This window comes from Lentzea sp. NBRC 105346 (genome assembly GCF_030269605.1).
Classification (GTDB): Bacteria; Actinomycetota; Actinomycetes; order Mycobacteriales; family Pseudonocardiaceae; genus Lentzea.
Map to the genome: position 1 here is coordinate 132,085 of NZ_BSTQ01000011.1, position 22,130 is coordinate 154,214.

The window sequence follows — 22,130 nt, forward strand, 5'->3', positions numbered from 1 at the left end:
TCAGTACGCGAAGGCCAGCGTGCCGTCGGTGGTCTTCGCGGGCATGACGCCGGCGATGCCACCACGCACGTACTTGCGGATCAGGTAGACCTCGACGCACGCCAGCGCACCGTAGGTCAGGGTCAGCGCGATCAACGAGGTGAGGATCTCGCCGACCGTCGATGCCGAGACGGCCTGTGCCGTGTACATCCACACACCGTCCACTCCGGACGGATTGGGATTCGGCACCACCACGAACGGCTGCCTGCCCATCTCGGTGAAGATCCAGCCGAAGCTGTTGGCCAGGAACGGGGTCGCGATGCTCGCCAGTGCCGCGAGCGGGAACCAGCGACCTTGTGGGACGCGTTTGCGCGTCAGCCACAGCGCCAGCAGCCCGAAGCCCGCCGCGATCGCCCCGAACCCGATCATCAGCCGGAAGCCCCAGTACGTCACCGGCAGCACGGGCGTGTAGTCGATCGGTTTGCCCGACAGGTCGCCGAGCCGTTCGTCGACCGGGTAGTTGGTCCCGTACTTCTCCTGGTAGAGCGGCACGAGGTCCTCGATGCCCTTGACCTCGCTGGTGAGGTCGTTGTGCGCCAGGAAGCTCAGCAACGCGGGCACGGTGATGCTCTTGACGTTCTCGCAGTCCGGCCGGCGCACGTCACCGATCGCGAAGACCGAGAAGCTCGCCGGTTGTTCGGTGTGGCACAACGCCTCCGCGGCCGCCATCTTCATCGGCTGCTGCTCGAACATCAGCTTGCCCTGCACGTCCCCGGTGATCGCCAGCACGGCGAACGCGACGACGCCGACCCACGTGCCGAACTTCAGGCTGCCCTTCCAGACCTCTTCCCGGTCCGACTTCTTCCACAGGTGCCAGGCGCTGATGCCGACGAGGAACGTCCCGGCGACGGCGAACGCGCCCGCGATGGTGTGCGGGAACGCGGCGAGCGCGGTGTTGTTGGTCAGCACCGCCCAGATGCTGGTGAGCCGCGGCTTGCCGTCCTCGAAGACGATCCCGACCGGGTGCTGCATCCACGAGTTCGCGGCGATGATGAACAGCGCGGAGGCCTGCGTGGCCAACGAGAACGCCCACGCGCACGCCAGGTGCACCTTCTTCGGCAGCTTGTCCCAACCGAAGATCCACAACCCGAGGAACGTCGACTCGACGAAGAACGCGACGAGCCCCTCCATGGCCAGCGGCGCGCCGAACACGTCCCCGACGAAGCGCGAGTACTCGCTCCAGGCCATGCCGAACTGGAACTCCTGCACGATGCCGGTCACGACGCCCATGGCGAAGTTGATCAGCAGCAGCTTGCCCCAGAACTTCGTCATCGCGAGGTACTTGGGGTTGTCCGTCCGCACCCAGGCGGTCTGCATGATCGCCACGAGCAATGACAGACCGATGGTCAACGGCACCATGAGGAAGTGGTAGACGGTGGTGATGCCGAACTGCCACCGGGCCACATCGAGCACGTCCACGTCATCGACGGTATTCGGTGATCACGGCGGTTATCAGGTACGACGGTCCCTCGTCCGGGTAGGACCTTGGTCCCGTGCGCGACATCACCCCCATCCGTGGCGGCGTGGCGGGTAGAACGGAGTCTCGTGGCCGCCCTGATCGCACTGCTCACCGCCTTCGCGGTGGTGTTCGTCGTCGAACTGCCCGACAAGACCATGGTCGCGACCCTGGTTCTGACCACGCGGTACCGCGCGCTGCCGGTGTTCGTCGGCGTGGTGCTCGCCTTCGCGGTGCAGTCGCTGATCGCGGTCGCGTTCGGTTCGGTCCTGACGTTGTTGCCGGACCGGCTGGTGTCGCTTGTGGTCGGCGTGCTGTTCGGTGTCGGCGCGTTTCTCTTGCTGCGCGAGGGGTTCTCTTCGGACTCCGCGGTCGACGCTTCCTCATCCGGGGTTGCGTCGGTCCCGTTCTGGCGGGCGGCTCTCGCGTCGTTCGGGGTGTTGTTCGCCGCCGAGTGGGGTGACGCCTCGCAGCTCGCCACGGCCGGGATCACCGCGCGGTACGGGACGCCGGTGGCGGTCGGTGTCGGCGCTTGGCTGGCATTGGTCGCCGTGGCCGGGTTGGCGGTGCTGGTGGGGCGCAAGCTCGCGGACCGGTTGCCGACGCACTGGATTCAGCGGGTGGCCGGCGTGGTGTTCGCGGTGTTCTCGGCGCTGGCGTTCTGGCAGGCGATCTAGTCACCACACCGGGCGCAGGTGGTGCACGCCCACGTGGTCGAGGTACTTCTTCAGGTTCCCCTTGAGCGCGTGTAGTTCCGCGGTGCCGATGACCGACGCCATCTCGGCTTCGAGATCGGCCCACATCCCGTCGGCGAACTTGAGGTAGTCCCGTCCCTTCGTGGTGAGCGTGACGTACTGCGCCCGCTTGTCCGTCGGATGCGGCTCTCGCTGCACGTACCGCCACTCCACGAGCTCGGAGACGATCTTCGCCGCCGCCTGCTTGGTCACCCCGAGGTGCGCGGCCAGGTCCTGAGCGGTGGCGCGACGCTCCGCGAGGAACCGGAACACGTACCCGTGCGCGGGCCGCAGGGGCTCCAGCTCGACGGCGCGCAGGCGTTCGTGGAACTGGTCCCCCATCGCCCGGTAGGCCATGGCCAGCAGCATCGACACAGGTTCCACGAAAACCTCCTAGACAACCTGGTTGACCATATTCTATGGTTAGACAACCAAGTTGACTACTTCAAGGAGACGCAATGCCACTCGCCACCGCTGCCGCCGCCCCCGTGTTCGAGCGCCACGGGTTCGTGTTCCGCTCGCTGGCCGTGCCGTCGCGCGGCAGCGAGGAGATCGCCCTGTGGACGGTCGACGTGCCGGAGAACGCCGACTCCGAGTCGCATCAGGTGGACAAGGAAGAGGTTTTCTACGTGCTGGAGGGCCGGGTCCGCATCCAGGGCCACGAGGCCGGGCCAGGTGACGTCGTGATCTGCAAGCCGTTCACCGACCTATCGATCAGCGGCGGGCCCGCTCGGCTCATCGTCGCCACGAGCGTCGGCATCACCGGGATCCTCGCCGACGGCCAGAAGATCACCGGCCCCTGGTCCCTCTGAGACCTCGGCGGCGAGCTTCTTCGCCTCGTCGATCAGCTGCTGGGTCTTCTCGAGCTCTTCGGAGTCCGGCATGACCTGGGGATACCCGGAGAACAACGAATCAACGCAAGGCGGCGGCGACGTCCTCGGCGGCACGTACGACGTGCGGCCCGACGACGTCGCCGTCGAGCTTTTCCAGAGCCACCACACCAACCGAGGCACGCAGGCCGGGCACGCCGCGGACGGGAGCGGCGACGCCGTAGGCACCGGGCTGCAGCTCCCCGGTCGACGTCACCCAGCCCTCGACGTGCAGCGAGATCGCCTTGCCCGCCGCGCCGCGGTGCACAGGATGCCGGGACCCGACGCGGTAGCCGACGTGGAACGCGGTCCACGACGGTTCGACGACCGCGACGGCCTGGGCCTCGGAGCCGTCCGCGACGGTGAGGTGCGCGGTGGCGCCGACCTTCTCGGCGAGCGCCCGCAGCGCCGGGTTCGCGGCCATCCGCAGCTGCGGCAGCACGTTGGACGCCAGGCGCAGCACGCCGAGGCCGAGCCGCACCTTCGAGCCCTCGCGGCGCACGAGTCCGCGGGCCTGCAGCGGCACGAGCAGCCGGTAGACCGCGGCTCTGGACGCGCCGATCGCCGCCGCCAGCTCCGAGATCGACGGCGCTTCGGACTCGGCTTCGGCGACCGCCTGGAGCAGGGCCAGGCCCCGCTCCAGCGTCAGCGAGCTCTCCTTGGTGGCTCCGACCATCACGCGCTCCGAATCGTCCCGACCACCTCGGCCAGCCCGACAACGGAGCCGCCCTCTCCGGGTGCGGTGGCGGTGAGCGTCACCGTGTCACCGTCCTCGAGGAACGACCGGGTGGAGCCGTCCTTCAGCAGGAAGGGTTCCTTGCCGCCCCACGAGAGCTCCAGGAACGACCCGCGCTCGTCCCTCAGCGGCCCCGAGACCGTGCCGGACGCGAACAGGTCTCCTGGACGAACCGTAGCGCCGTTCACGGTCATGTGCGCCAGTTGCTGCGCGAACGTCCACGACATCGTGCGGAACGGCGGTCGTGCGACGACCGTGTCGTTCAGCGTGACCTCGATGTTGATGTCGAGGCCCCACGGCTGGTCGGCCTTCAGGTAGTCCTGCAGCTGGTGGTCGAACGGCGGCGGCGACACGCGTGCGACGGAGAACGCCTCCAGCGGCGTGATCCACGCGGCGATCGACGTCGCGAACGACTTCGCCAGGAACGGGCCCAGCGGCTGGTACTCCCACGCCTGGATGTCGCGCGCGGACCAGTCGTTCACCAGCGCGACGCCGAACACGTGCTCGGGCGCGCGGGAGGTGGACAGTCGCGACGCGACTGGGCCGCCGCACACGAACCCGACCTCGGCCTCGATGTCGAGCCGTTCCGACGGGCCGAACACCGGACCGTCGGACGACCGGCGCTGGCCGGACGGCCTGGTGACGTCGGTGCCCGAGACGTACACCGTGCCCGCGCGGCCGTGGTAGCCGATCGGCAGGTGCGTCCAGTTCGGCGTCAGCGGGTCGCCGTCGGGACGGAACATCCGGCCGACGTTCTCCGCGTGGTGCCGCGACGAGTAGAAGTCCACGTAGTCGCCGACCTGGAACGGCAGGACGGCGGACGCGATCGGCACGAGCGACGCACCGCGGGGCGCGGACGCGGAGTTGACGATCTCGCGCAGCCGGGCGCGCAGCTCGCTCCACGCGGGCCGGCCGGCGGCCAGCAACGGGTTGAGCGAGTCGCCTTCCACCAACCCGGAGAGCCGGGGGCCGAGCGCGAGCCCGCGCAACGGCAGGGCCGAGTCACCGACCCGGACCGCCACGCCCTCGGCCACCACGCCGTAGGGCAGCGTCTGGGGGCCGAACGGCTGGTCTTCCGCGAACGCGGCGTCACTGACCCAGCTCACAACAGCCCCAGTCCGGAGAGGTCCTCGACCGGCTCGGACAGCGAGCACGAGCCGTATGAGGCGAAGACGCCACGCACGGCGTGCGCGGCCTGATCGGAGAGCGCCGCGGCCTCCTTGGTCAGCGCCTCGGCGTCCGTGCTGGCGAGCGCCTCGCGCACGTCCTTGCCGGACAGCGACCGCGCGGTTGCGACGAGCAGGTTGAGGAACCCGTGGTGGGTGAACCCGTTCTCGTCCTCGTGCCGCACCGCCCGGTGCAGCCCCGCGGTCGCCTTGAACGCCACCCCGCCGCCGCTGACCACGGACAGGAAGTCCGCGACCTCGTCGACGCTCGGGAAGTTCTCGGAGCTGAGCCCGCCGCAGCGGAGCTTCGGCCAGCTGCCGTGCTCGATGACGCGTCTCACGCCGTCGAGCCACTCGGGGCCACCGCGGCGCGGCTCGACGACGCGGATGACGTCCTCGGGCACGAACTCGGAGACCCGCTCGAGCCACACCTCGTCCACATCGGACGGGGCGGGCATCTCGACCATGCGCAGCGCCAGCAGCTCGCTGCGCGACTCGACGATGGACACGGCCTTCGGCACGCCGCCGAGCCCGGTGTCGATCACGAGGGAGAGCGCGATCGGTTTGACCGGCTTAACCTTGATCAACTCAGTGATCAGCTCGGCGAGCCGGGATGCCGGGCAGAGGAAAAGACCCATGACGCCGGCCCACTCGCCGACCCGTCCGTCGAGGTGCCCGCGCACCGCGTCGGGCATGGCCGCGTTCCCCGGAGGGAAGAGTGCGGCGTCGTCAACAAGCCTTGCCAGCAGGGGTGGAGTACCGCGCGGACCGGGTGCTCGGAGTTCGACAGCGCTTGACACGGCTGACACGCTAGCCGTGTACCGGCAACTGAACAAAGATGTCCGACTATCGAACGCCCGGAGATAGCTATGGCTTACTACCGCACGGTCGGGGAGATACCCCGAAAGCGCCACACACAGTTCCGCAAACCGGACGGTGGCCTCTACGCGGAAGAGCTGATGGGAGTCGAGGGCTTCTCCAACGATTCGGCCCTGCTCTACCACCGGTACCTGCCCACCGCCATCGTCGCCGCGGAGGTCGTCAAGGACGAGCGCGGCACCGTGTCCCCGAACCTGCCGCTGAAGCCGCGGCACTTCAAGACGGGTGACCTGACCTGGGCTTCTGACGATGTCGATGCCATCACGGGTCGCCGCAAGCTGTTCGGCAACCCGGACGTGACGATTGGGTTTGTGCGCGCCACCGCGCCGTCGCCGCTGTACCGCAACGCGTTCGGCGACGAGCTGCTCTACGTGCAGACCGGCGCCGGTGTCGTCGAGACGATCTACGGCGCGCTGGACGTCGCCGAGGGCGACTACCTGGTCATCCCGACGTCGTGCACCTATCGGGTGGTTCCGTCCCAGCCAATGAACATCCTGGTGCTGGAGGCCACAGGCCACATCGGGCCGCCGCGCCGCTACCTGTCCGCCAAGGGCCAGTTCCTGGAGCACTCGCCGTACTGCGAACGCGACATCCGCGGCCCGTCCGAGCCGCTGCTGGTCGAGGGCACGGACGTGGACGTGATCGTCCGGCACCGCAACGGCATCACCAAGATGACTTACGCCAACCACCCGTTCGACGTCGTCGGCTGGGACGGGTGCCTCTACCCGTGGGCGTTCAACATCCGCGACTTCGAGCCCATCACCGGCCGCGTGCACCAGCCGCCGCCCGTGCACCAGACGTTCGAGGGCCCGAACTTCGTCGTGTGCTCGTTCTGCCCGCGCAAGGTCGACTACCACCCGCTCGCGGTCCCGGTGCCCTACAACCATGCGAACGTCGACTCCGACGAGCTGATGTTCTACGTGGGCGGCAACTACGAGGCCCGCAAGGGATCGGGCATCGGCATCGGTTCGATGTCGCTGCATCCGTCCGGCTGCACGCACGGCCCCCAGCCGGGCGCGGTCGAGGCGTCGCTGGGTGTGGACTACTTCGACGAGACCGCGGTCATGGTCGACACGTTCCGCCCGCTGGAGCTCGGCGAGGCCGCCGACGCGTGTGAGGACCCGAATTACGCGTGGACTTGGGCCCGCCGCTGAAATGCCCTGAAGGGCACCCTCAGGACATCTGACGCCCTGAGGGTGCCCTTCAGGGCACATGCGCCCGAAATTGTCAGGGGCGCGTAATAGCGTTCGGGTTGTGAGAACACGTGCGGTCGCGGGGCGCTGGCAGGGCCTGGGCAAGGCCCTGCCGGTGCTCTGGGGCGTGTACTCGGGCAGCGGCAAGTCGCCGTACCTGGTCTGCGTCGACCTCGCCGCGGGCACGGCGAAGTGCACCTGCCCGTCCCGGCAGTTCCCGTGCAAGCACGCCCGCGGCCTGCAGGAGCTGGACCTGCCGGACGCGCTGCCGCCGCCCTGGGTCGAGGAATGGACCACGCGTCGACGCCGTGAGCCGCTGGACGAGTCGCCCGAGGCCGTCGAACGCCGGGCAAAGGCTCGCGCGTCCCGGGCCGAGGCGCGCTCGGAGGCGATGGCGGGCGGTGTAGCCGGCCTGTCGGACTGGCTGGTGGACGTCGCGGCCGCGGGCACGGCGTCGCTGCCCGGCCACAGCGCGGCGTGGTGGCAGAACATCGCCGCACGCATGATCGACGCGCAGGTGCCGGGCCTGGCGTCCGCGGTGACGGCACTGCAGGAGACGGTCATGCGGGCCGAGCCGCACTGGACGGTCGAGGCCGCGGACCGGCTGGGCGCCCTGCACCTGATGACGCGCGTGCAGCCGCCGTGGCGGCTCGGGGTCACGGTCACCGAGGAGAGCGTGAAGTCCGGCGAGGGCTGGTCGGACCGCTGGATCCCGCTGATGCGCGCCGAGTCCGACGACGGACGGGTGCGCACGGTCCGGCAGTGGGCGTGGGGCAGACAGCGCCGCGAGTGGGTCGTCGGCGTGCGGCACTCGGCGGTGGGCGCGCCGGTGCCGCTGCTGCCGCACGGCCAGGAGAGCTCGGCGGAGCTGTTCCCGTATCCGGGCGCCGCCCCGTTCCGAGTGGCCTTGGGTGAGCTGGCCGGGAGCCGTGCGCCGGATCCGATCCCGGTGGCGGAGTCGTGGCGGCTGGCGATCGCCGCGCTGGAGCCGTTGATCGCGGGCGACCCGTGGACCAGGCTGCTGCCGGTGTCGTGCGCGTCGGTCCGCTTCGCCGGCGGTCACCTGGTGGACGTCGACCAGCGCGGCGTACCCGTACGTGACGACAGCGCGCTGGACCTGGCGCTGGCGATCACCGGCGGTGCGGCATTCGACGCGTGGGGCCTGTGGGACGGCCGCACGTTCCGGCTGGGCGCCGTCGCGACGCCCGGTGGCCCGCCGGAGGTGGTCGGGTGAGGCAGCAGTGGCACGACACGGTCCAGGCACTCCTGGTCGGCACGAACCGCGGCGGTGGCGACCCTCGTCAGCTCCTGGACGACTGCGCAGCCTTCGGTGTGGCCGCCTATGGCGCGACGGTGCCTCCCGTCGTGCGCGAGGCACCGATCCGCGAGGCCCCCGCGTCGGACGACCGGTTGCCCGGCGAGGCCGCCCGGCTCGTGCTGGAGGCGATCCTCGGCCTGGACGACGAGGTGCTGCTCACGGAGTGGTGCGCGCTGGCCAAGGCGCATGGCGTCGTCGCCGAACACCGGCGCCTGCCCGCGTTGCTCGCACTGGGCACCGCCCGGCCGGGCCTGCGCTCGGCGATCGTCGAGGTACTCGGCTCGCGCGGCCGGTGGCTGGCCGCGACGCGCCCAGGCTGGGCGTGGGCGCTAGGCGCTGCCCCGCAGATCACCGAGGTGGCGCTGGCGGACGTCCTGGACCTCCCGAGCGCGCAACGGGTCCGTGCCCTGCGGCGCAAGCGCTTGTCCTCCCCGGAGGAGACCACGGCCTTCATCGTCGAGCAGTTCGCGGTGCAGAAGCGGGCCACGGACCGGCAGGTGCTGATCAGCTCGTTGGAGACCGGCCTAGGCGCGGCGGACGAGCCCCTGCTGGAGTCCGCGCTGGACGACCGGTCGAGCGCGGTGCACGACGAGGCGTTGCGGCTGCTGCGGAAGCTGCCTGGCAGCGCGTTGTCGGCGCGCGCCGCCGAACGGCTCTTCGCGGGCCTGTGGCTGACGCAGGACGGGTTCGAGGTGCAGTCGGACGAGGTGTGGTCGCGCCGGGTTGATCCGATCGAGGAGCGGGACCTGATGCGCGACGGCACGGAAGGCGGTGTCGCCGGTCGCATCCGTGGCGCGGCAGCCAGCGTGCCGCCGTCGTACTGGACGTCCCGTCTGGACACCGATGATGCCGGCGCGGCCGCCTTCCTCCGCCGGGGCGCCTGGGCGGCGGCTTTGCTGCGGGGTGTCGCGGATCGGCTGTCGCAGGCGGTGGACGCGCGGCCATGGGCTGTGGCTGCGGCCGAGACGTTGACCGGCATGGAGCAGCTGGAGATGCTCGCCGGGCTGCCGGACGACATCGCCGAGCAGGCCGTGGTCGCGGTGTCGCTGAACTGGAACTACGACCTGCTGGATCACGCCTGCGCTCAGTTGCCCGCGCCGTGGTCCGCCGAGACCACCAGGGCACTGCTGAACCGCTACGCGGCCCTGCCCGATCCCCGTTGGCGTCGTGGGCGCCCGCCGTCCGTGGTGCTGGCACGCGGCGATGCGGACCTGTTGGGCGCGAACTGGGACGCGCTGACCAAGCGGTGGCCGGAGAGCACGCTGGAACTGGAAGTGCTGCGCCTGCGAATCAAACTCCGCGAGTCGTTCAACCAGGAGGACTCGTGACGAGGGGCGACCAACGAACGCAACCACGCACCCAGAGTGGGGCGCGTCTGGTGACCACGTACGGAACGCGATTGGGGCTTGACTTGGGGTGCGGCGTGGTAGCCCTTGTTGGGCCGGCAGATCTTGAATCTGCCGGCGGAGCCGGCCCACCACGCCGCGAGGGGCCCCAAGTCAAGCCCCAATCGCACGCGCGAAGCGCGTCCCGGAAGACGCAGCGCCCCACGACACCGGCAGCCAACAAAAGGGCGACCACGCACACAACCGGCAGCCAAAGACCACGCACGAAACCGGCAGCCACAACCACCAAGCTGTCGCTCAACCAGGAGGACATGTGACTGCCGTACTCAGGCCGACGGCCGAACAGGAGTACGCCGTTGAGCTCGAGGCGCTTCGCGTCGCCGATGACCGGCAGCGGCCGCCGAACTGGCGGATGTCCCCGCAGGCCGTCGTGAAGTACGTGCTCGGCGGCACCCTGCCGGACGGAACCGTGATCACGCCCAAGTACGTGGGTGACCGGCGGCTCGTCGAGGTGGCCGTCGGCACGCTGGTGACGGACCGGGCTCTGCTGCTCGTGGGCGTGCCTGGCACAGCGAAGTCGTGGCTGTCCGAACACCTGGCGGCGGCGATCAGCGGCGACTCGACGCTCGTCGTGCAAGGCACGGCGGGCACGTCCGAGGACCAGGTCCGCTACGGCTGGAACTACGCCCGCCTGATCGCCGAAGGTCCAAGCGACCAGGCACTTGTCCCGTCGCCCGTCCTAAGGGGCATGCGCACGGGAGCAGTCGTGCGCGTGGAGGAGCTCACGCGCATGCCGTCGGAGGTGCAGGACTCGTTCATCACGGTGCTGTCGGAAAAATCCCTGCCGGTCCCGGAACTGAACACGTCCGTCCAGGCCGTACCGGGCTTCACGGTGATCGCCACGGCGAACGACCGCGACCGCGGCGTGAACCAGATGTCGTCGGCGCTCGCGCGACGGTTCAACACCGTGGTCCTGCCGCCGCCGGCCACGGAGGACGACGAGGTGCAGATCGTCGTGACCCGCGCCGCGCAGCTCGGCAAGGCGCTGGAGTTGCCCGCCGAGCCGCCCGCGCTGGACGAGGTGCGCCGCGTCGTGCGGATCTTCCGCGAGCTGCGCAACGGGTCCACTGTGGACGGGCGCACGCAGCTGAAGTCGCCCAGCGGCAGCCTGTCGACGGCCGAGGCGATCTCGGTGATCGCGTCCGGGATGGCTTTGGCCGGGCACTTCGGCGACGGGACGCTCGGCGCGGACGAGTTGGCGTCCGGGTTGCTCGGCGCGGTGGTGAAGGACCGGGTGTCGGACGCTGCGGTTTGGGAGGAGTACCTGGAGACCGTGGTGAAGGAGCGGGCCGAGTGGCGCGACCTGTACCGGGCGTGCCGTGACTGATCGCGTCACGCTGCTCGGGATCCGCCACCACGGGCCGGGCTCGTCGCGCATGGTCGCCGCGGCGCTGGAACGCGTGCGGCCCGAGGTGGTCCTGATCGAGGGACCGCCGGAGGCGGACGCACTGACAAGACACGTGCCGGACCTGACGCCGCCCGTGGCGTTGCTGCTGCACGACGAGTCGGATCCGTCGACGGCGGCGTTCTGGCCGTTCGCGTCGTTCTCGCCGGAGTGGCAGGCGATGACGTGGGCGGCGCGCAACGGCGTGCCGGTGCGGTTCTTCGATCTGCCGGCGGCGGCGTCACTCGACTCGGAAGGGCATGGCTCGGTCGACCCGATCGGGCTGCTCGCCGAGGCCGCCGGGTTCGACGATCCGGAACGCTGGTGGGAGGACGTGGTCGAGCACAGCGCCAGCGACCCGATCGACCTCGCGAAGGCCGTGGCGGAGGCGATGGCGTCGGTGCGGGCCGAGGTGTCCACGGATGTGCTCGGCGAGCACACGTTGTTGCGCGAGGCGTACATGCGCAGGTCGCTGCGCCAGTCGCTCAAGGACTTCGACGGTGAAGTCGCCGTGGTGTGCGGCGCGTGGCACGTGCCCGCGCTGATGCCGCCGCTGCCCACCGCGACGTCGGACAACGCGCTGCTGAAAGGCCTGCGGCGCCGGAAGATCTCCGGGACGTGGGTGCCGTGGAGTCACGGCCAGCTGGCGGCTTCGTCCGGCTACGGCGCCGGCGTCGACTCGCCCGGCTGGTACGCGCACCTGTGGGAACACCACGACGACGTGGTGCCGCGCTGGTTCGCGAAGGCGTGCTCGGTGCTGCGGGCCGAGGATCTGCCGGCCTCGACCGCGTCGGCCGTCGAGGCGGTGCGGCTCGCCGACACGCTGGCGGCGTTGCGGGAACGGCCGTCGCCCGGCCTGTCCGAGGTGACCGAGGCGGCGCTCGCCGTGCTGTGCGGCGGAGACCGGGTTCCGTTGCAGCTGGTGCACCGCAAGCTCGTCGTCGGCGAGCGGCTCGGGTCGGTCGGCGCCGAGGTGCCGCGCTCGCCCCTGGCGGCGGACCTGGCGCGGTTGCGGAAACGGCTGCGGCTCCCCGCTTCGCTGGAACCGCGGCAGCTGCGGCTCGACCTGCGCAAGGACACCGACCGCGAGCGCTCGAAGCTGTTGCAACACCTGGAGGTTCTCGGCGTGCCTTGGGGCAAGCCCGATCGGACCAGCTCGCTCGGCACGTTCGCCGAGATGTGGCAGCTGGAGTGGAACCCGGCGTTCGAGGTGGCGGTGGCGGTCGCGGCACGCCATGGCACGACCGTCGAACAAGCCGCGTCTACGGTCCTGTGCACGGACGCCGAGGAGGCCGACCGGGTCGCCGTCGCGTCCGGGATCCTCTCGCGGGCCGTCGGATGTGAGCTGCCCGCGGCGGTGGAGGCGGGCCGCAAGGCGCTCGACCGGTGCGCCGCCAAGGCGACCGACGCGTTGGAACTGCTCGGCGCGGTGCCGTCGCTGGCGCGCACGGTCCGCTACGGATCGGTGCGCGGAACGGATCCCGAACTGCTGCGGGTCGCGCTGCACGGCCTGTTGGCGCGCGGCGCGGTCGGCCTGCCGCTGGCGTGCCGCGGCGTGGACGACGAGACCGGCGAACAGGCACTGTCCGTTGTGGACGATGCACACGAGGCCGTTCGCCTGGCCGCCGACGAGCCGCATCAGCAGACGTGGTGGCGGGCGCTGACGAAGCTGGCGGCCGAGCCGGACGCGCACGGCCTGCCCGCGGGCCGGGCGACCCGCCTGCTGTGGGAGGCCGGATCGCTGGACACCGACGCGGTCGCCGTGCGGCTGCACCGGTCGGTCGCCTCGGCTTTCGTCGCGGGCTTCCTGCGCGGGTCGGCCACCCTGCTGGCCGCGGACCCGCGCCTGTTCGGCCTGATCGACGAGTGGCTGACCGCGTTGCACACGCCCGACTTCGACGACGCGCTGCCGTTGCTGCGCCGGGCGATCAGCGAGTTCAGCCCGGCAGAACGCCGGCTGCTCGGCGAGCGGGTGACGTCCGGCGCGGTCGAGCGGGTGGACGACGAGTGGGACGACGCCATCGCCGCACGGCTGGTGGCCCGGATTCGGGAGCTGCTGTGACCGAACGGTTGCGCCGATGGCGGTTGCTGCTGGGCCCGTCCGCCGAGGACGTGGCGGCCCTCAACGAGGACGACCAGCACCGTGACGCGGCGCTGACCGGCCTGTATGGCGGCGGCGAACGCGGTGAACGCGGCGAGCGCGGGGCCGGTCTGGGCGGCAGCACGCCGCAGCTGCACCGGTGGCTGGGCGACGTGCGCAAGTACTTCCCGACGAGCGTCGTGCAGGTGATGCAACGCGACGCCGTGGAACGCCTGGGCCTCAAGCAGCTGCTGCTGGAACCGGAGCTGCTCTCGACGATCGAGCCGGACGTGAACCTCGTCGGCACGCTGCTCTCGCTCTCCCAGGCGATCCCGGCGCGCACGCGCGAAACCGCGAAGGCCGTGGTGCGCCAGGTCGTCGAGGACATCGAACGCCGGATCGCGGACCGGCTGGTCGAGGCCGTGCGCGGCGCCGTCGACCGCTCGCAGCGGACCCACCGGCCCCAGCTGCCCGACGTCGACTGGAACGCCACGATCCGGGCGAACCTCAAGCACTACCAGCCGGAACACGCCACGGTCGTCGTGCACGACCTGGTCGGCCACAAGCGCCGCAGCCGGCAGGCGTCACTGCGGGACGTGGTGCTGCTCGTCGACCAGTCGGGCTCGATGGCGGAGTCTGTGGTGCACGCCGCGGTGCTGGGTTCGGCGATGGCGTCGATCCGGAGCCTGAGCACGAAGCTCGTCGTGTTCGACACCGAGGTCGTCGACCTGACCGACCAGCTGACCGAGCCGGTCGACCTGCTGTTCTCCACCCAGCTCGGCGGCGGCACGGACATCAACCGGGCCGTCGCGTACGGCCAGACCCTGGTCAGCCGGCCGACCGACACGACCGTCGTGTTGATCACGGACCTCTACGAGGGTGGCAACGAGCACGAGCTGCGCAGGCGCGTCCGGGAGCTGGTCGCGAGCGGCGTGACCGTCGTGGTGCTGCTGGCGCTGTCGGACAGCGGCACGCCGTCGTTCAACCACGAACTGGCCGCCCGCATCGAGGCGCCGGCGTTCGCGTGCACCCCGGATCGGTTCCCCGAGCTCATGGCGGCGGCCCTGCGGCGTGACGACCTCACGGCGTGGGCGGAGAGCGAGGGTATTGCCGCCCACTAGCGGATGACCACGCGCCCGAGGGTCAGGAACGGCCGCCCCCTGGTGATCACGACGGACCGGCCGCGATCATCGGGTTCGGTGATCCACACGCGCCGCGAGTGCCGGACCAGCACCCGGACGCGCTCGGGCATGTCGGGCAGCCGCAGCAACGAGCGGTCGGATCCGGTCATCTCCAGATAGGCGGAGCGCCCGATCCGGCCGCGACCGGGCACGAACCGGACGGCGACGGGCCGCCAGCGGCCGTCCATCAGCCGGACGATCCGGCGCCGCGAGAACAGGTGCCGCAGACCGGGCGCGGCGAGCTCGATGACGAGCGGCACGGACAGGACCGCGATCCACGGGATCCGGATGAACAGCACGACGAGCAGACACGCCGCGGCAAGCGCGAGGAACTTGGCCGCACGGACGTCCGCCTTCTCCAGACAGGTAACCGTCCATACCGACATGTCCACATTCTCTGAGGTATCCGTGGAGATGATCAACGAAACACCTTCGCCTCAAAAAGTCTTGGCACACCACGAAAAGTGACGAAGGTGTGGCCGCGGGAGTCCGGCGGGACGAGCCAGACGCGGCGGTGACGGGAAACACGACTACGGGTGAGCGGACCCAACCGCACGGTCAGCAGCAGTGGGGGCGAACCGAGGATCACCAGCCGGCCGCCCTCCCAGCGAGCCTCGGCGAAGTGCCACGGTTCACCCTCGGGTAAGCGCACCGGCTTGCGGCGCAGCAGGAGGTAGAGCACGACCGCGGCGAAGATCAACAGCACGAAAGCCAGCGCGGACGACCATTCCAGGACGAACACCAGGAAGAACTGCAGCACAAAGGCGCCGATCGCGGCGAGCGTCCACCACAGCGCGCGTCGACTTGCGCGGTCCAGACAATGCTGGGTCCACTGGTCACTCGCAGCCGCCCTGTCGGTGGACGGCTTGTTCGGCACGACCACGGCTACCTCCACCGACACGGTACAGCGGAGGCTTCCGTCGAGGAACGAAGCTAAGTTAGGCTTACCTAACCATGAGCGACACGGAGACCCGGCGGCCACCGGCGCCGCACCCGGCGGAACGCGCGCGCACCATCGCGGCGCGCAGCGGTCCCGCAGCACTGCTTCCGCAGTCGGGCACGCGTACGAGCCCGCTGCTGCACCACGTGCACCCGTGCGGCACGACGTTGCTGCTGCTGCCCGACGAGCACCCGCTGGTCGCCGCGTTGTGGCAGGAGCCACACGCCGAGGCGACCGCCATGCTGGAGATCGCCGACCAGGCACCCGTGCCGCTCAGAGAGCCGACCCGCGGGTTGCTGTGGATCACCGGTTGGATCCAGGCACTGGACGGCGACGAGGCGCGGCGGGCCGCACTCGCGGTCGCGGACGTCCGGCCCGACCCGCGGCTGCTCGACGTCGGCCACGGCGCGACGGCGTTGCGGTTGAACCCGGCGTCGCTGGTCGTCGCGGACGCCGAGGGCACGTGCTCGCTGCGGCCGGAGCAGTTCGCCGAGGCGGCGCCGGATCCGTTCTGCCGCAACGAGGACCACTGGCTGCGGCACCTGGAGATCGCGCATTCGGACGTCGTCGGACTGCTCGCGCGGCACCTGCCGGAGGAGCTCAGGGGCGGGAACGTCCGGCCGCTGGGGCTCGACCGGTTCGGTCTGCGGCTACGGGTCGAGACGCTGGATCAGGATCACGACGTGCGCATCGCGTTCTCCCGCCCGGTCGGCACCCCGCAGGAACTCGCGGGTGAACTGCGCAGGTTGATGGGCTGCCCCTTCCTGACCCAGAGGTAACGTCGCGCGAGTGACTTGGCTGGCACCCGAACGCCCCCGCGAGCCCGACCTGCTGCCGGAGCCGCAACGCCGCGGTTACGTGCTCGAGCTGGTGATCGTCTTCAGCATGACGCTGGGGCTGTCCGGTATGCGCAGCCTGGTGCGGCTGCTGGACAGCCTGCTCAAGCCGGTGCCGCTGGACCAGCAGCAGGTCGCGATCAACGTGCCGCAGGCGCGGTTCGACCTGCTGGACCTGATCGCACAGCTGCTCAGCGTCGTGCAGCTCGCGGCGTGGGGCGCGCTCGGCGTGTACTTCCTGTGGCGGGCCGGCGTGCGCATCGGACTGGACCGTGCGCGAAAGGGCCGGGATGCGCTGGCCGGCCTCGGGCTGGCCGCGGTGATCGGCATTCCCGGACTGGTCTTCTACTTCGCCGCGTGGCGCCTGGGCCTCAACCTCGCGGTGCAACCGTCCACTCTGGACGAGTCGTGGTGGCGCAGCATCGTGCTGGTCCTCTACGCGGCGGGCAACGCGTGGGCCGAGGAGGTGCTGGTCGTCGGGTACCTGATCACCCGCCTGCGCCAGCTCGGGATGCGCGAGAACGGCTCGCTGCTGCTGGCCGCCGTGCTGCGCGGCAGCTACCACCTCTACCAGGGCTTCGGCGGGTTCGTCGGCAACCTGATCATGGGGTTGGTGTTCGGCCGGTACTGGCAGCGCACGAACCGGCTGTGGCCGCTCGTGGTGGCGCACACGGCGCTCGACGTGGTCGCGTTCGTGGGCTACACGCTGTTGCGCGGCAAAGTCACCTGGCTTCCGTAACGATCAGGGCCATTCGAGTACCTTCTGGTTAACGATTCGCCACATCTGGCCCAAACGAGCAGCGATATCGGTCAAATTCGGGTCGCACAGGCGACGATTTGTGCTGCGCGGGTCTACCCTCAATCTCGTGACTGCGCACTCGATCACCGAGACCGAAGCACGCCCCTCCGCGGCCCCCCGCGTGGACAGCGAGGTGGGCCCCCTGCGCACGGTGCTCCTGCACCGCCCCGGCGCCGAGCTCAAGCGCCTGACGCCGCGCAACAACGACCAGCTCCTGTTCGACGGTGTGCCGTGGGTCGACCGCGCGCAGGAGGAGCACGACGCGTTCGCCGGGGTGCTCGCCTCGCGCGGCGTCGAGGTGTTGCTCCTGGCGGACGTGCTGGTCCAGGCGCTCGAGGACAACCGCGCGCGCATCGCGGGCATCCACAGCGCGGTGAACGAGCGCCGGCTCGGCATCGACCTGGCGGACGCGCTGCGCAGCCACCTCAACTCGCTACCGGCCAACCAGCTGGCGAACGTGCTGATGGCGGGCATGACGTTCGAGGAGCTGCCGGCCGCCGAGGGCGCCTCGCTGGTGCGCAAGATGCACCACCCGATCGACTTCGCCGTCGACCCGCTGCCGAACCTGCTGTTCACGCGCGACTCGTCGATCTGGGTCGGCGACCGCGTGGCGATCACCTCGCTGGCGCTGCCCGCGCGTGACCGCGAGACGACGCTGACGGACCTGATCTACGCCTACCACCCGCGCTTCCGGCAGACGGCCCGCGCGTACGGCGCGCACTCGGCGCCGCTGGAGGGCGGCGACGTGCTGCTGCTCGCGCCGGGCGTCATCGCGATCGGTGTCGGCGAGCGCACCACGCCGGCGGGCGCCGAGTCGTTCGCGCGCTCCGCGCTGTCCGACGGCCTCGCGCACACCGTGCTGGCGGTGCCGATCGCGCAGGAGCGGGCCACCATGCACCTGGACACCGTGTGCACGATGGTCGACCGCGACGCGGTGGTCATGTACCCGGCGATCCGGCACACCCTGTCCGCGTACCCGATGAAGTCCGACGGCAACGGCGGCGTGCTGGTCGACGGCCCGGTGCCGTTCCTGGAGGCCGCGGCCGAGGCCATGGGCATCGAGCGCCTGCGCGTGATCGACACGGGCCTGGACCCGGTGACCGCGGAACGCGAGCAGTGGGACGACGGCAACAACACCCTCGCGGTCGGCCCCGGCCTCGTCGTGGCCTACGAGCGCAACGTCGAGACGAACGAACGTCTCGAGGCCGCGGGCGTCGAGGTGTTGCGCATCAGCGGTTCCGAACTCGGTTCCGGTCGCGGCGGACCGCGTTGCATGTCGTGCCCAATTGACCGCGCACCGCTCGTATGAGGAATGCCTAACCTGTGTTTGGATTACCTTTCCAAACACTCGTTAGGCTTACCTCAAATGCGATTGTTTTGAATTTGGGTTACGGTACACCCATGGCCTCAAACGTGAAGAAGATTTCGCCCAAGAAGAGCAAGTTCCACGACATGCTGCAGGCTCAGGTCGCGAACGAGTTCGCCGCGTCCCAGCAGTACATCGCGCTCGCCGTGTGGTTCGACAACCAGGACCTGCCGCGCCTGGCGTCGCACTTCTACAAGCAGTCCCTGGAAGAGCGCAACCACGCGATGATGATCGTGCAGTACCTCATGGACAACGACCTGCCGGTCACCATTCCCGGCGTCGGTTCGGTGCGCAACGAGTTCAAGGAGCCGAAGGAGCTCGTCGAACTCGCGCTGGCCCAGGAGAAGGAAGTCACCGACCAGATCGTCGCGCTGGCCAAGGCCGCGCGCGAGGAGGGCGACTACCTCGGCGAGCAGTTCCTCCAGTGGTTCCTCAAGGAACAGGTGGAGGAGGTGTCGTCGATGAGCACGCTGCTGACCGTCATGGAGCGTGCCGACGGCAACATGTTCTACGTGGAGAACTTCCTCGTCCGCGAATCCGTGGGCGACGACGGCGCGGACGCCGGCGCCCCTCGCGCCGCGGGCGGCGCACTGTAGTTCCTTCGCACGCTTGAGCGCCGCTCGAAATCGAAATGTCCGCCGCACCCCCCGCGCGGCGGACATTTCGCTGTATTCACAGATAGGCGCCGACCTGGCAGTCACCCGGATTGGCGCTCGCGAGCCCGATCCCTTGCACCACGCCGGTGTCGAAGACCTTGAGATCGACGGTCACACCGCCTTCGATCTCCGCCCGGTAGCCGATGCGGTAAGGCATCGCGTTCGGGTACGCCTGTTTGAGATCCGCGACGCTCGACCCGGTGCCGATGCCCTTGGACGTCTTGGTTCCGGCGGGCAGGCGGATCTTCACGACGCCGGACTTCTCGGCGATCGCCACGCTCGGCCCGAACGCCGGGTTCTCCGCGAGCCGGTAGAGGCGGCAGCCGTCCTGCTCCTGGTCCAACTGGCCGAGCAGGCCCGTCGCCTCCGCCTCCTGCCGGGTCATGCCCAGCTTCAGCTTGCCGTAGCCGAGGCGGGTGTCCGCCTGCTCCTTGGCCGGCACCACCACCGTCTCCGTGCGGGTCTCGACGATCGTCCTGACCGGCGGAGTGACCTTCGTGACGGACGCGCTGGTGGTGGCCGGGGCCATCGTCGTGCCGACGGCCCCGGCGCCGTTCTCACCGGGGCCGCACGCCACCAGGGCGAGGCCGGCCGTGCCGACGACGAGCAGAGTCTTGATCGTGTTCTTCATTTCTTTCTCCCCCCGGATTTGCGGTTCGAACGAGTATCAGCTGTGACAGTCCTGCCCGGCCGCGTTGATCTGCGCCAGGTTGACCTTCCCGTCCCCCGCGGAGAACCGGTAGCTCGCCTTGGGCTGCGCCACCTTGACGAACCACGTGTTCCACGCCTCGACCTTCTCGGCGTCCGGGTAGGCTGCGGTCAGCTGATCGACGGTCGAGCCGATCGAAATTCCCTTGGCCGTCCGCATCGCCGCGGAAATGGTGATCGTGGAAACTCCGATCCGCTTCGAGATGTAGACCCAGGCGCCCTGACCGCCGCTGATGTCGTGCAGGCTGCAGACCTTGTCGTCCGGCGACTTGTTCGGCCCGAGCAGCCCTGTATTCATCGCCTCGTCGTAGCTCATTCCCAGCTTGAGCTTGCCGAGGCCCGTGTCGTCCAGGACCGGACGCGGGTCGACGACCTTGGTCTGCGTCTCCGTGACGTGCACGGTCTCGGTGACCGGCTGCACCGGAGCTGCCTGCGCAGAAGTAGTGGTCGTGGTCGTCGGCGCGGAAACCGGCTCCTGCTTTTCCGCGGTGCACGCGGTCAGCGCGATTGCCGCAACAGCGATGGCGATCAACGACTTGACAGTGTTCTTCATTTCTTTGTCCCCCAGTTTGAACTTGACACTCATAGGACGCCGACACACCACAACGGTTGCCAGCGAGTTCATCACGAAAAAGTCACGCCAGAACCAAAGAAAATGCGCAGCACAAAGCACCCGCCCGAAAGCGGGTGCTTTTCAGCCAAAAATCAGCTGAGCGGGCAGTCGGAAGTCGTGAGCTCCATGCGTACGACCGACACCTTCTGTGCATTGTCGAACAGGAAAACGAAGCGCCACGACAACTGTCCCTGCATCGCGACGGTGATCTTCTTTTCCTGCTGGACGGCGTTCGGGTATTTCGCCTTCACGTCCGACGCCGAGGATCCGGCACCCACGCCCGTGGACGTCTTGGCGAAGCCCGGCAGCGTGATCCGGCTGACGCCGGCCTTGGGCGAGATCACCACGGCGGCCTTGTCGGACGGCACGCTCTGCGACGCGAACGCGGGGCACGCGGCCCCGTCCGACGGCTCGACGAGCACACCGGTCGCCTGCGCCTCCTGCTGCGACATGCCGAGCTTGAGCTTGCCGTAGCCGACCGGGCCGCCGATGACCTCGGGCACGGTCGCCGGCGCATCGACGGTGACGGTGACGATGTGCGTCTCGATCACGGTGCTCGGCGTGACCGTCGTGGTGGACACCGACGGCGTCGGGCTGACGTTCGACAGCGAGTTGGCCGGTGGCAACGTCTGCGCGGCACCGAAGTTCGAGATCGCGATGCCCGTCGCGGCGATCGCGACCACGGCCGCGGCACTGGCGATCGCGTGCCTGCGGCGGCGGATGCGCCGCGCGCCGGTCACGATCTCGGCGTCCGTGCCCGGCCGTACGGCCAGGTCGAGCCGGTCGTCGGAGAAGAGCCTCCGCAGCTCGTCGTCGAGGTCCACGGTCAGTCCCTCCCCAACTTTGTTCGCAGTGTTGCCATGGCCTTGCTGTTCTGGCTCTTCACCGTCCCGCGCGAGATGCCCAGCGCGTCGGCGATCTCCGCCTCCGACAGGCCCTCGTAGAACCGCAGCACGACGACCGCGCGCTGGCGCGGCGGCAGGTCGCGCAGCGCCTGCCAGAGCGGCTCGTGCTCGAGCTTGCCGGCGTCGTGCACGGCGGTCTCCGGAAACTCGGAGACCAGGTTCTCGCGGCGCCGGCGGCGCCAGATGCTGATGTGCGTGTTCGCCATGGCCCGCCGGACGTAGGCGAGCGGCTCGTCGCCCTTGCCGAGCACCGACTGCCACCGCGAGCCGACCTTTTCGAGCACGGCTTGCACCAGGTCCGCAGCGTCGTGCGGGTTGCCGGTCAGCGCATGGCCGTACCGGAGCAGCCCAGGCAACGACATCTGGACGAACTCAGCGAAGTCCCCCACGATCTCCGCTCTTCCCCCGCCGCGGTCGGCGGTCAATCCCACCTGCAGCACCGCCGTCACGGCCGGCCTCCTCCCCCAATGGTGCGACGGGAAGGTCACGCTCGAACCGTGACGGCGGTTGCCGCCGATTTATCACAGATTGGCAACGGCCTCAGGCAGCCGGAAAACACCGTCCGCGCCGGGCGGGAAGTCGTGCACCGCCACGACCGCGTCGACCGGGATGGTGCCGTAGACGTGCGGGAACCACACGCCGGCGGGGTGCTCTGGCACACCCGCCTCCCACTTCACCGGCGCGCCGACGCGGGCCGGGTCGATCACCAGCAGGAGCAGGTCCGTGCGTCCGGCGAAGACCGCGTTGGCGGGCAGGTGCGCGGTGCCGAAGTCCGAGCAGTGCACGAAGCCGTCAGCGCTGACTCCCACGCCCGACCGGGCGTTGGCCCAGTCGTCGCGGGAGATGATGTGCAGAATCACTTATCC

24 protein-coding genes are annotated in these 22,130 nt (G+C 69.8%); 12 read left to right on the forward strand and 12 right to left on the reverse strand.

Annotated elements, in window-relative coordinates:
- Positions 1–1,458: a cytochrome ubiquinol oxidase subunit I gene (locus QSK35_RS23515; RefSeq protein ID WP_285749616.1), complete on the reverse strand. Its 1,458-nt coding sequence runs from the start codon at positions 1,456–1,458 to the stop codon at positions 1–3.
- Positions 1,459–1,584: 126 nt separating this feature from the next.
- On the opposite strand from QSK35_RS23515, the gene QSK35_RS23520 reads away from it, so the two are divergent.
- Positions 1,585–2,172: a TMEM165/GDT1 family protein gene (locus tag QSK35_RS23520; protein WP_502881703.1), complete on the forward strand. Its 588-nt coding sequence runs from the start codon at positions 1,585–1,587 to the stop codon at positions 2,170–2,172.
- On the opposite strand, the gene QSK35_RS23525 is transcribed toward QSK35_RS23520, so the two are convergent.
- Complete coding sequence (locus tag QSK35_RS23525; RefSeq protein ID WP_285749617.1) at positions 2,173–2,613, reverse strand: MarR family winged helix-turn-helix transcriptional regulator; 441 nt, start codon at positions 2,611–2,613, stop codon at positions 2,173–2,175.
- A 74-nt stretch (positions 2,614–2,687) separates the two neighbouring features.
- Here QSK35_RS23525 and QSK35_RS23530 point away from each other — a divergent pair, with 74 nt between their 5' ends.
- Positions 2,688–3,041, forward strand: a complete 354-nt coding sequence (locus QSK35_RS23530) for a cupin domain-containing protein (protein WP_285749618.1) — start codon at positions 2,688–2,690, stop codon at positions 3,039–3,041.
- Between the two features lie 100 nt (positions 3,042–3,141).
- Here QSK35_RS23530 and QSK35_RS23535 read toward each other — a convergent pair whose 3' ends face one another.
- The 3 genes from QSK35_RS23535 to QSK35_RS23545 are packed head-to-tail and all read right to left on the reverse strand — an operon-like array spanning position 3,142 to position 5,800.
- Positions 3,142–3,774, reverse strand: coding sequence for an IclR family transcriptional regulator (locus QSK35_RS23535; protein ID WP_285749619.1), 633 nt, complete (start codon positions 3,772–3,774; stop codon positions 3,142–3,144).
- Positions 3,774–4,940, reverse strand: a complete 1,167-nt coding sequence (fahA, locus tag QSK35_RS23540) for a fumarylacetoacetase (RefSeq protein WP_285749620.1) — start codon at positions 4,938–4,940, stop codon at positions 3,774–3,776. Before fahA ends, QSK35_RS23535 begins: the two co-directional genes overlap by 1 nt.
- Entirely contained in the window at positions 4,937–5,800 is an 864-nt protein-coding gene (locus QSK35_RS23545; protein WP_502881704.1) for a hypothetical protein, read from the reverse strand. The genes fahA and QSK35_RS23545 overlap by 4 nt, the downstream gene beginning before the upstream one ends.
- 69 nt (positions 5,801–5,869) lie before the next feature.
- On the opposite strand from QSK35_RS23545, the gene QSK35_RS23550 reads away from it, so the two are divergent.
- The 6 genes from QSK35_RS23550 to QSK35_RS23575 all read left to right on the forward strand — a co-directional run bounded on the left by QSK35_RS23550 (position 5,870) and on the right by QSK35_RS23575 (position 14,381).
- The gene (locus QSK35_RS23550; RefSeq protein ID WP_285749622.1) at positions 5,870–7,033 is read left to right on the forward strand and encodes a homogentisate 1,2-dioxygenase; all 1,164 of its coding nucleotides are present in this window, start codon (positions 5,870–5,872) and stop codon (positions 7,031–7,033) included.
- Positions 7,034–7,133: 100 nt separating this feature from the next.
- On the forward strand, positions 7,134–8,306 hold the full coding sequence (locus QSK35_RS23555) for an SWIM zinc finger family protein (protein ID WP_285749623.1): 1,173 nt from the start codon (positions 7,134–7,136) through the stop codon (positions 8,304–8,306).
- Positions 8,303–9,718: a DUF5691 domain-containing protein gene (locus tag QSK35_RS23560; protein ID WP_285749624.1), complete on the forward strand. Its 1,416-nt coding sequence runs from the start codon at positions 8,303–8,305 to the stop codon at positions 9,716–9,718. Before QSK35_RS23555 ends, QSK35_RS23560 begins: the two co-directional genes overlap by 4 nt.
- Positions 9,719–10,049: 331 nt before the next feature.
- Positions 10,050–11,123: an ATP-binding protein gene (locus QSK35_RS23565; protein WP_285749625.1), complete on the forward strand. Its 1,074-nt coding sequence runs from the start codon at positions 10,050–10,052 to the stop codon at positions 11,121–11,123.
- Positions 11,116–13,242, forward strand: a complete 2,127-nt coding sequence (locus QSK35_RS23570; RefSeq protein WP_285749626.1) for a DUF5682 family protein — start codon at positions 11,116–11,118, stop codon at positions 13,240–13,242. The genes QSK35_RS23565 and QSK35_RS23570 overlap by 8 nt, the downstream gene beginning before the upstream one ends.
- Positions 13,239–14,381, forward strand: a complete 1,143-nt coding sequence (locus QSK35_RS23575; RefSeq protein ID WP_285749627.1) for a VWA domain-containing protein — start codon at positions 13,239–13,241, stop codon at positions 14,379–14,381. The genes QSK35_RS23570 and QSK35_RS23575 overlap by 4 nt, the downstream gene beginning before the upstream one ends.
- Here QSK35_RS23575 and QSK35_RS23580 read toward each other — a convergent pair.
- Together QSK35_RS23580 and QSK35_RS23585 are read right to left on the reverse strand one after the other, a co-directional pair.
- Positions 14,378–14,827, reverse strand: a complete 450-nt coding sequence (locus tag QSK35_RS23580; protein ID WP_285749628.1) for a hypothetical protein — start codon at positions 14,825–14,827, stop codon at positions 14,378–14,380. The genes QSK35_RS23575 and QSK35_RS23580 overlap by 4 nt on opposite strands.
- 32 nt (positions 14,828–14,859) lie before the next feature.
- Positions 14,860–15,336, reverse strand: coding sequence for a hypothetical protein (locus QSK35_RS23585; RefSeq protein WP_285749629.1), 477 nt, complete (start codon positions 15,334–15,336; stop codon positions 14,860–14,862).
- A gap of 59 nt (positions 15,337–15,395) precedes the next feature.
- On the opposite strand from QSK35_RS23585, the gene QSK35_RS23590 reads away from it, so the two are divergent.
- The 4 genes from QSK35_RS23590 to QSK35_RS23605 all read left to right on the forward strand — a co-directional run bounded on the left by QSK35_RS23590 (position 15,396) and on the right by QSK35_RS23605 (position 18,978).
- Positions 15,396–16,160, forward strand: coding sequence for a DUF2470 domain-containing protein (locus QSK35_RS23590; protein ID WP_285749630.1), 765 nt, complete (start codon positions 15,396–15,398; stop codon positions 16,158–16,160).
- A 10-nt stretch (positions 16,161–16,170) separates the two neighbouring features.
- Complete coding sequence (locus QSK35_RS23595) at positions 16,171–16,956, forward strand: CPBP family intramembrane glutamic endopeptidase (RefSeq protein WP_285749631.1); 786 nt, start codon at positions 16,171–16,173, stop codon at positions 16,954–16,956.
- Between the two features lie 181 nt (positions 16,957–17,137).
- On the forward strand, positions 17,138–18,325 hold the full coding sequence (locus tag QSK35_RS23600) for an arginine deiminase (RefSeq protein ID WP_285749778.1): 1,188 nt from the start codon (positions 17,138–17,140) through the stop codon (positions 18,323–18,325).
- A 92-nt stretch (positions 18,326–18,417) separates the two neighbouring features.
- Positions 18,418–18,978, forward strand: coding sequence for a ferritin (locus tag QSK35_RS23605; protein WP_285749632.1), 561 nt, complete (start codon positions 18,418–18,420; stop codon positions 18,976–18,978).
- A gap of 76 nt (positions 18,979–19,054) precedes the next feature.
- Here QSK35_RS23605 and QSK35_RS23610 read toward each other — a convergent pair whose 3' ends face one another.
- From QSK35_RS23610 to QSK35_RS23630, 5 genes are all read right to left on the reverse strand, one after another.
- A complete protein-coding gene (locus QSK35_RS23610) occupies positions 19,055–19,669 on the reverse strand; it encodes a hypothetical protein (protein ID WP_285749633.1) in 615 nt (204 codons plus the stop codon).
- Between the two features lie 36 nt (positions 19,670–19,705).
- Positions 19,706–20,299, reverse strand: a complete 594-nt coding sequence (locus QSK35_RS23615; RefSeq protein WP_285749634.1) for a hypothetical protein — start codon at positions 20,297–20,299, stop codon at positions 19,706–19,708.
- A gap of 152 nt (positions 20,300–20,451) precedes the next feature.
- Positions 20,452–21,183 carry a hypothetical protein gene (locus QSK35_RS23620; protein WP_285749635.1) on the reverse strand — a complete coding sequence of 244 codons (732 nt, stop codon included), beginning with the start codon at positions 21,181–21,183 and terminating at the stop codon, positions 20,452–20,454.
- 2 nt (positions 21,184–21,185) lie between these two features.
- Positions 21,186–21,626 carry a SigE family RNA polymerase sigma factor gene (locus QSK35_RS23625; protein WP_502881707.1) on the reverse strand — a complete coding sequence of 147 codons (441 nt, stop codon included), beginning with the start codon at positions 21,624–21,626 and terminating at the stop codon, positions 21,186–21,188.
- A 159-nt stretch (positions 21,627–21,785) separates the two neighbouring features.
- Positions 21,786–22,124 carry a DUF952 domain-containing protein gene (locus QSK35_RS23630; protein WP_285749636.1) on the reverse strand — a complete coding sequence of 113 codons (339 nt, stop codon included), beginning with the start codon at positions 22,122–22,124 and terminating at the stop codon, positions 21,786–21,788.
- Positions 22,125–22,130 lie beyond the last annotated feature (6 nt).

What these genes read in the sequence shown, in the direction of transcription:
- QSK35_RS23530 (WP_285749618.1), top strand. Translation starts at nt 2,688, where the DNA reads ATGCCACTCGCCACCGCTGCCGCCGCCCCCGTGTTCGAGCGCCACGGG.
- QSK35_RS23625 (WP_502881707.1), bottom strand. Translation starts at nt 21,626, where the DNA reads ATGTCGTTGCCTGGGCTGCTCCGGTACGGCCATGCGCTGACCGGCAAC.
- QSK35_RS23615 (WP_285749634.1), bottom strand. Translation starts at nt 20,299, where the DNA reads ATGAAGAACACTGTCAAGTCGTTGATCGCCATCGCTGTTGCGGCAATC.
- QSK35_RS23590 (WP_285749630.1), top strand. Translation starts at nt 15,396, where the DNA reads ATGAGCGACACGGAGACCCGGCGGCCACCGGCGCCGCACCCGGCGGAA.
- QSK35_RS23610 (WP_285749633.1), bottom strand. Translation starts at nt 19,669, where the DNA reads ATGAAGAACACGATCAAGACTCTGCTCGTCGTCGGCACGGCCGGCCTC.
- QSK35_RS23550 (WP_285749622.1), top strand. Translation starts at nt 5,870, where the DNA reads ATGGCTTACTACCGCACGGTCGGGGAGATACCCCGAAAGCGCCACACA.
- QSK35_RS23580 (WP_285749628.1), bottom strand. Translation starts at nt 14,827, where the DNA reads ATGTCGGTATGGACGGTTACCTGTCTGGAGAAGGCGGACGTCCGTGCG.
- QSK35_RS23605 (WP_285749632.1), top strand. Translation starts at nt 18,418, where the DNA reads ATGGCCTCAAACGTGAAGAAGATTTCGCCCAAGAAGAGCAAGTTCCAC.
- QSK35_RS23535 (WP_285749619.1), bottom strand. Translation starts at nt 3,774, where the DNA reads ATGGTCGGAGCCACCAAGGAGAGCTCGCTGACGCTGGAGCGGGGCCTG.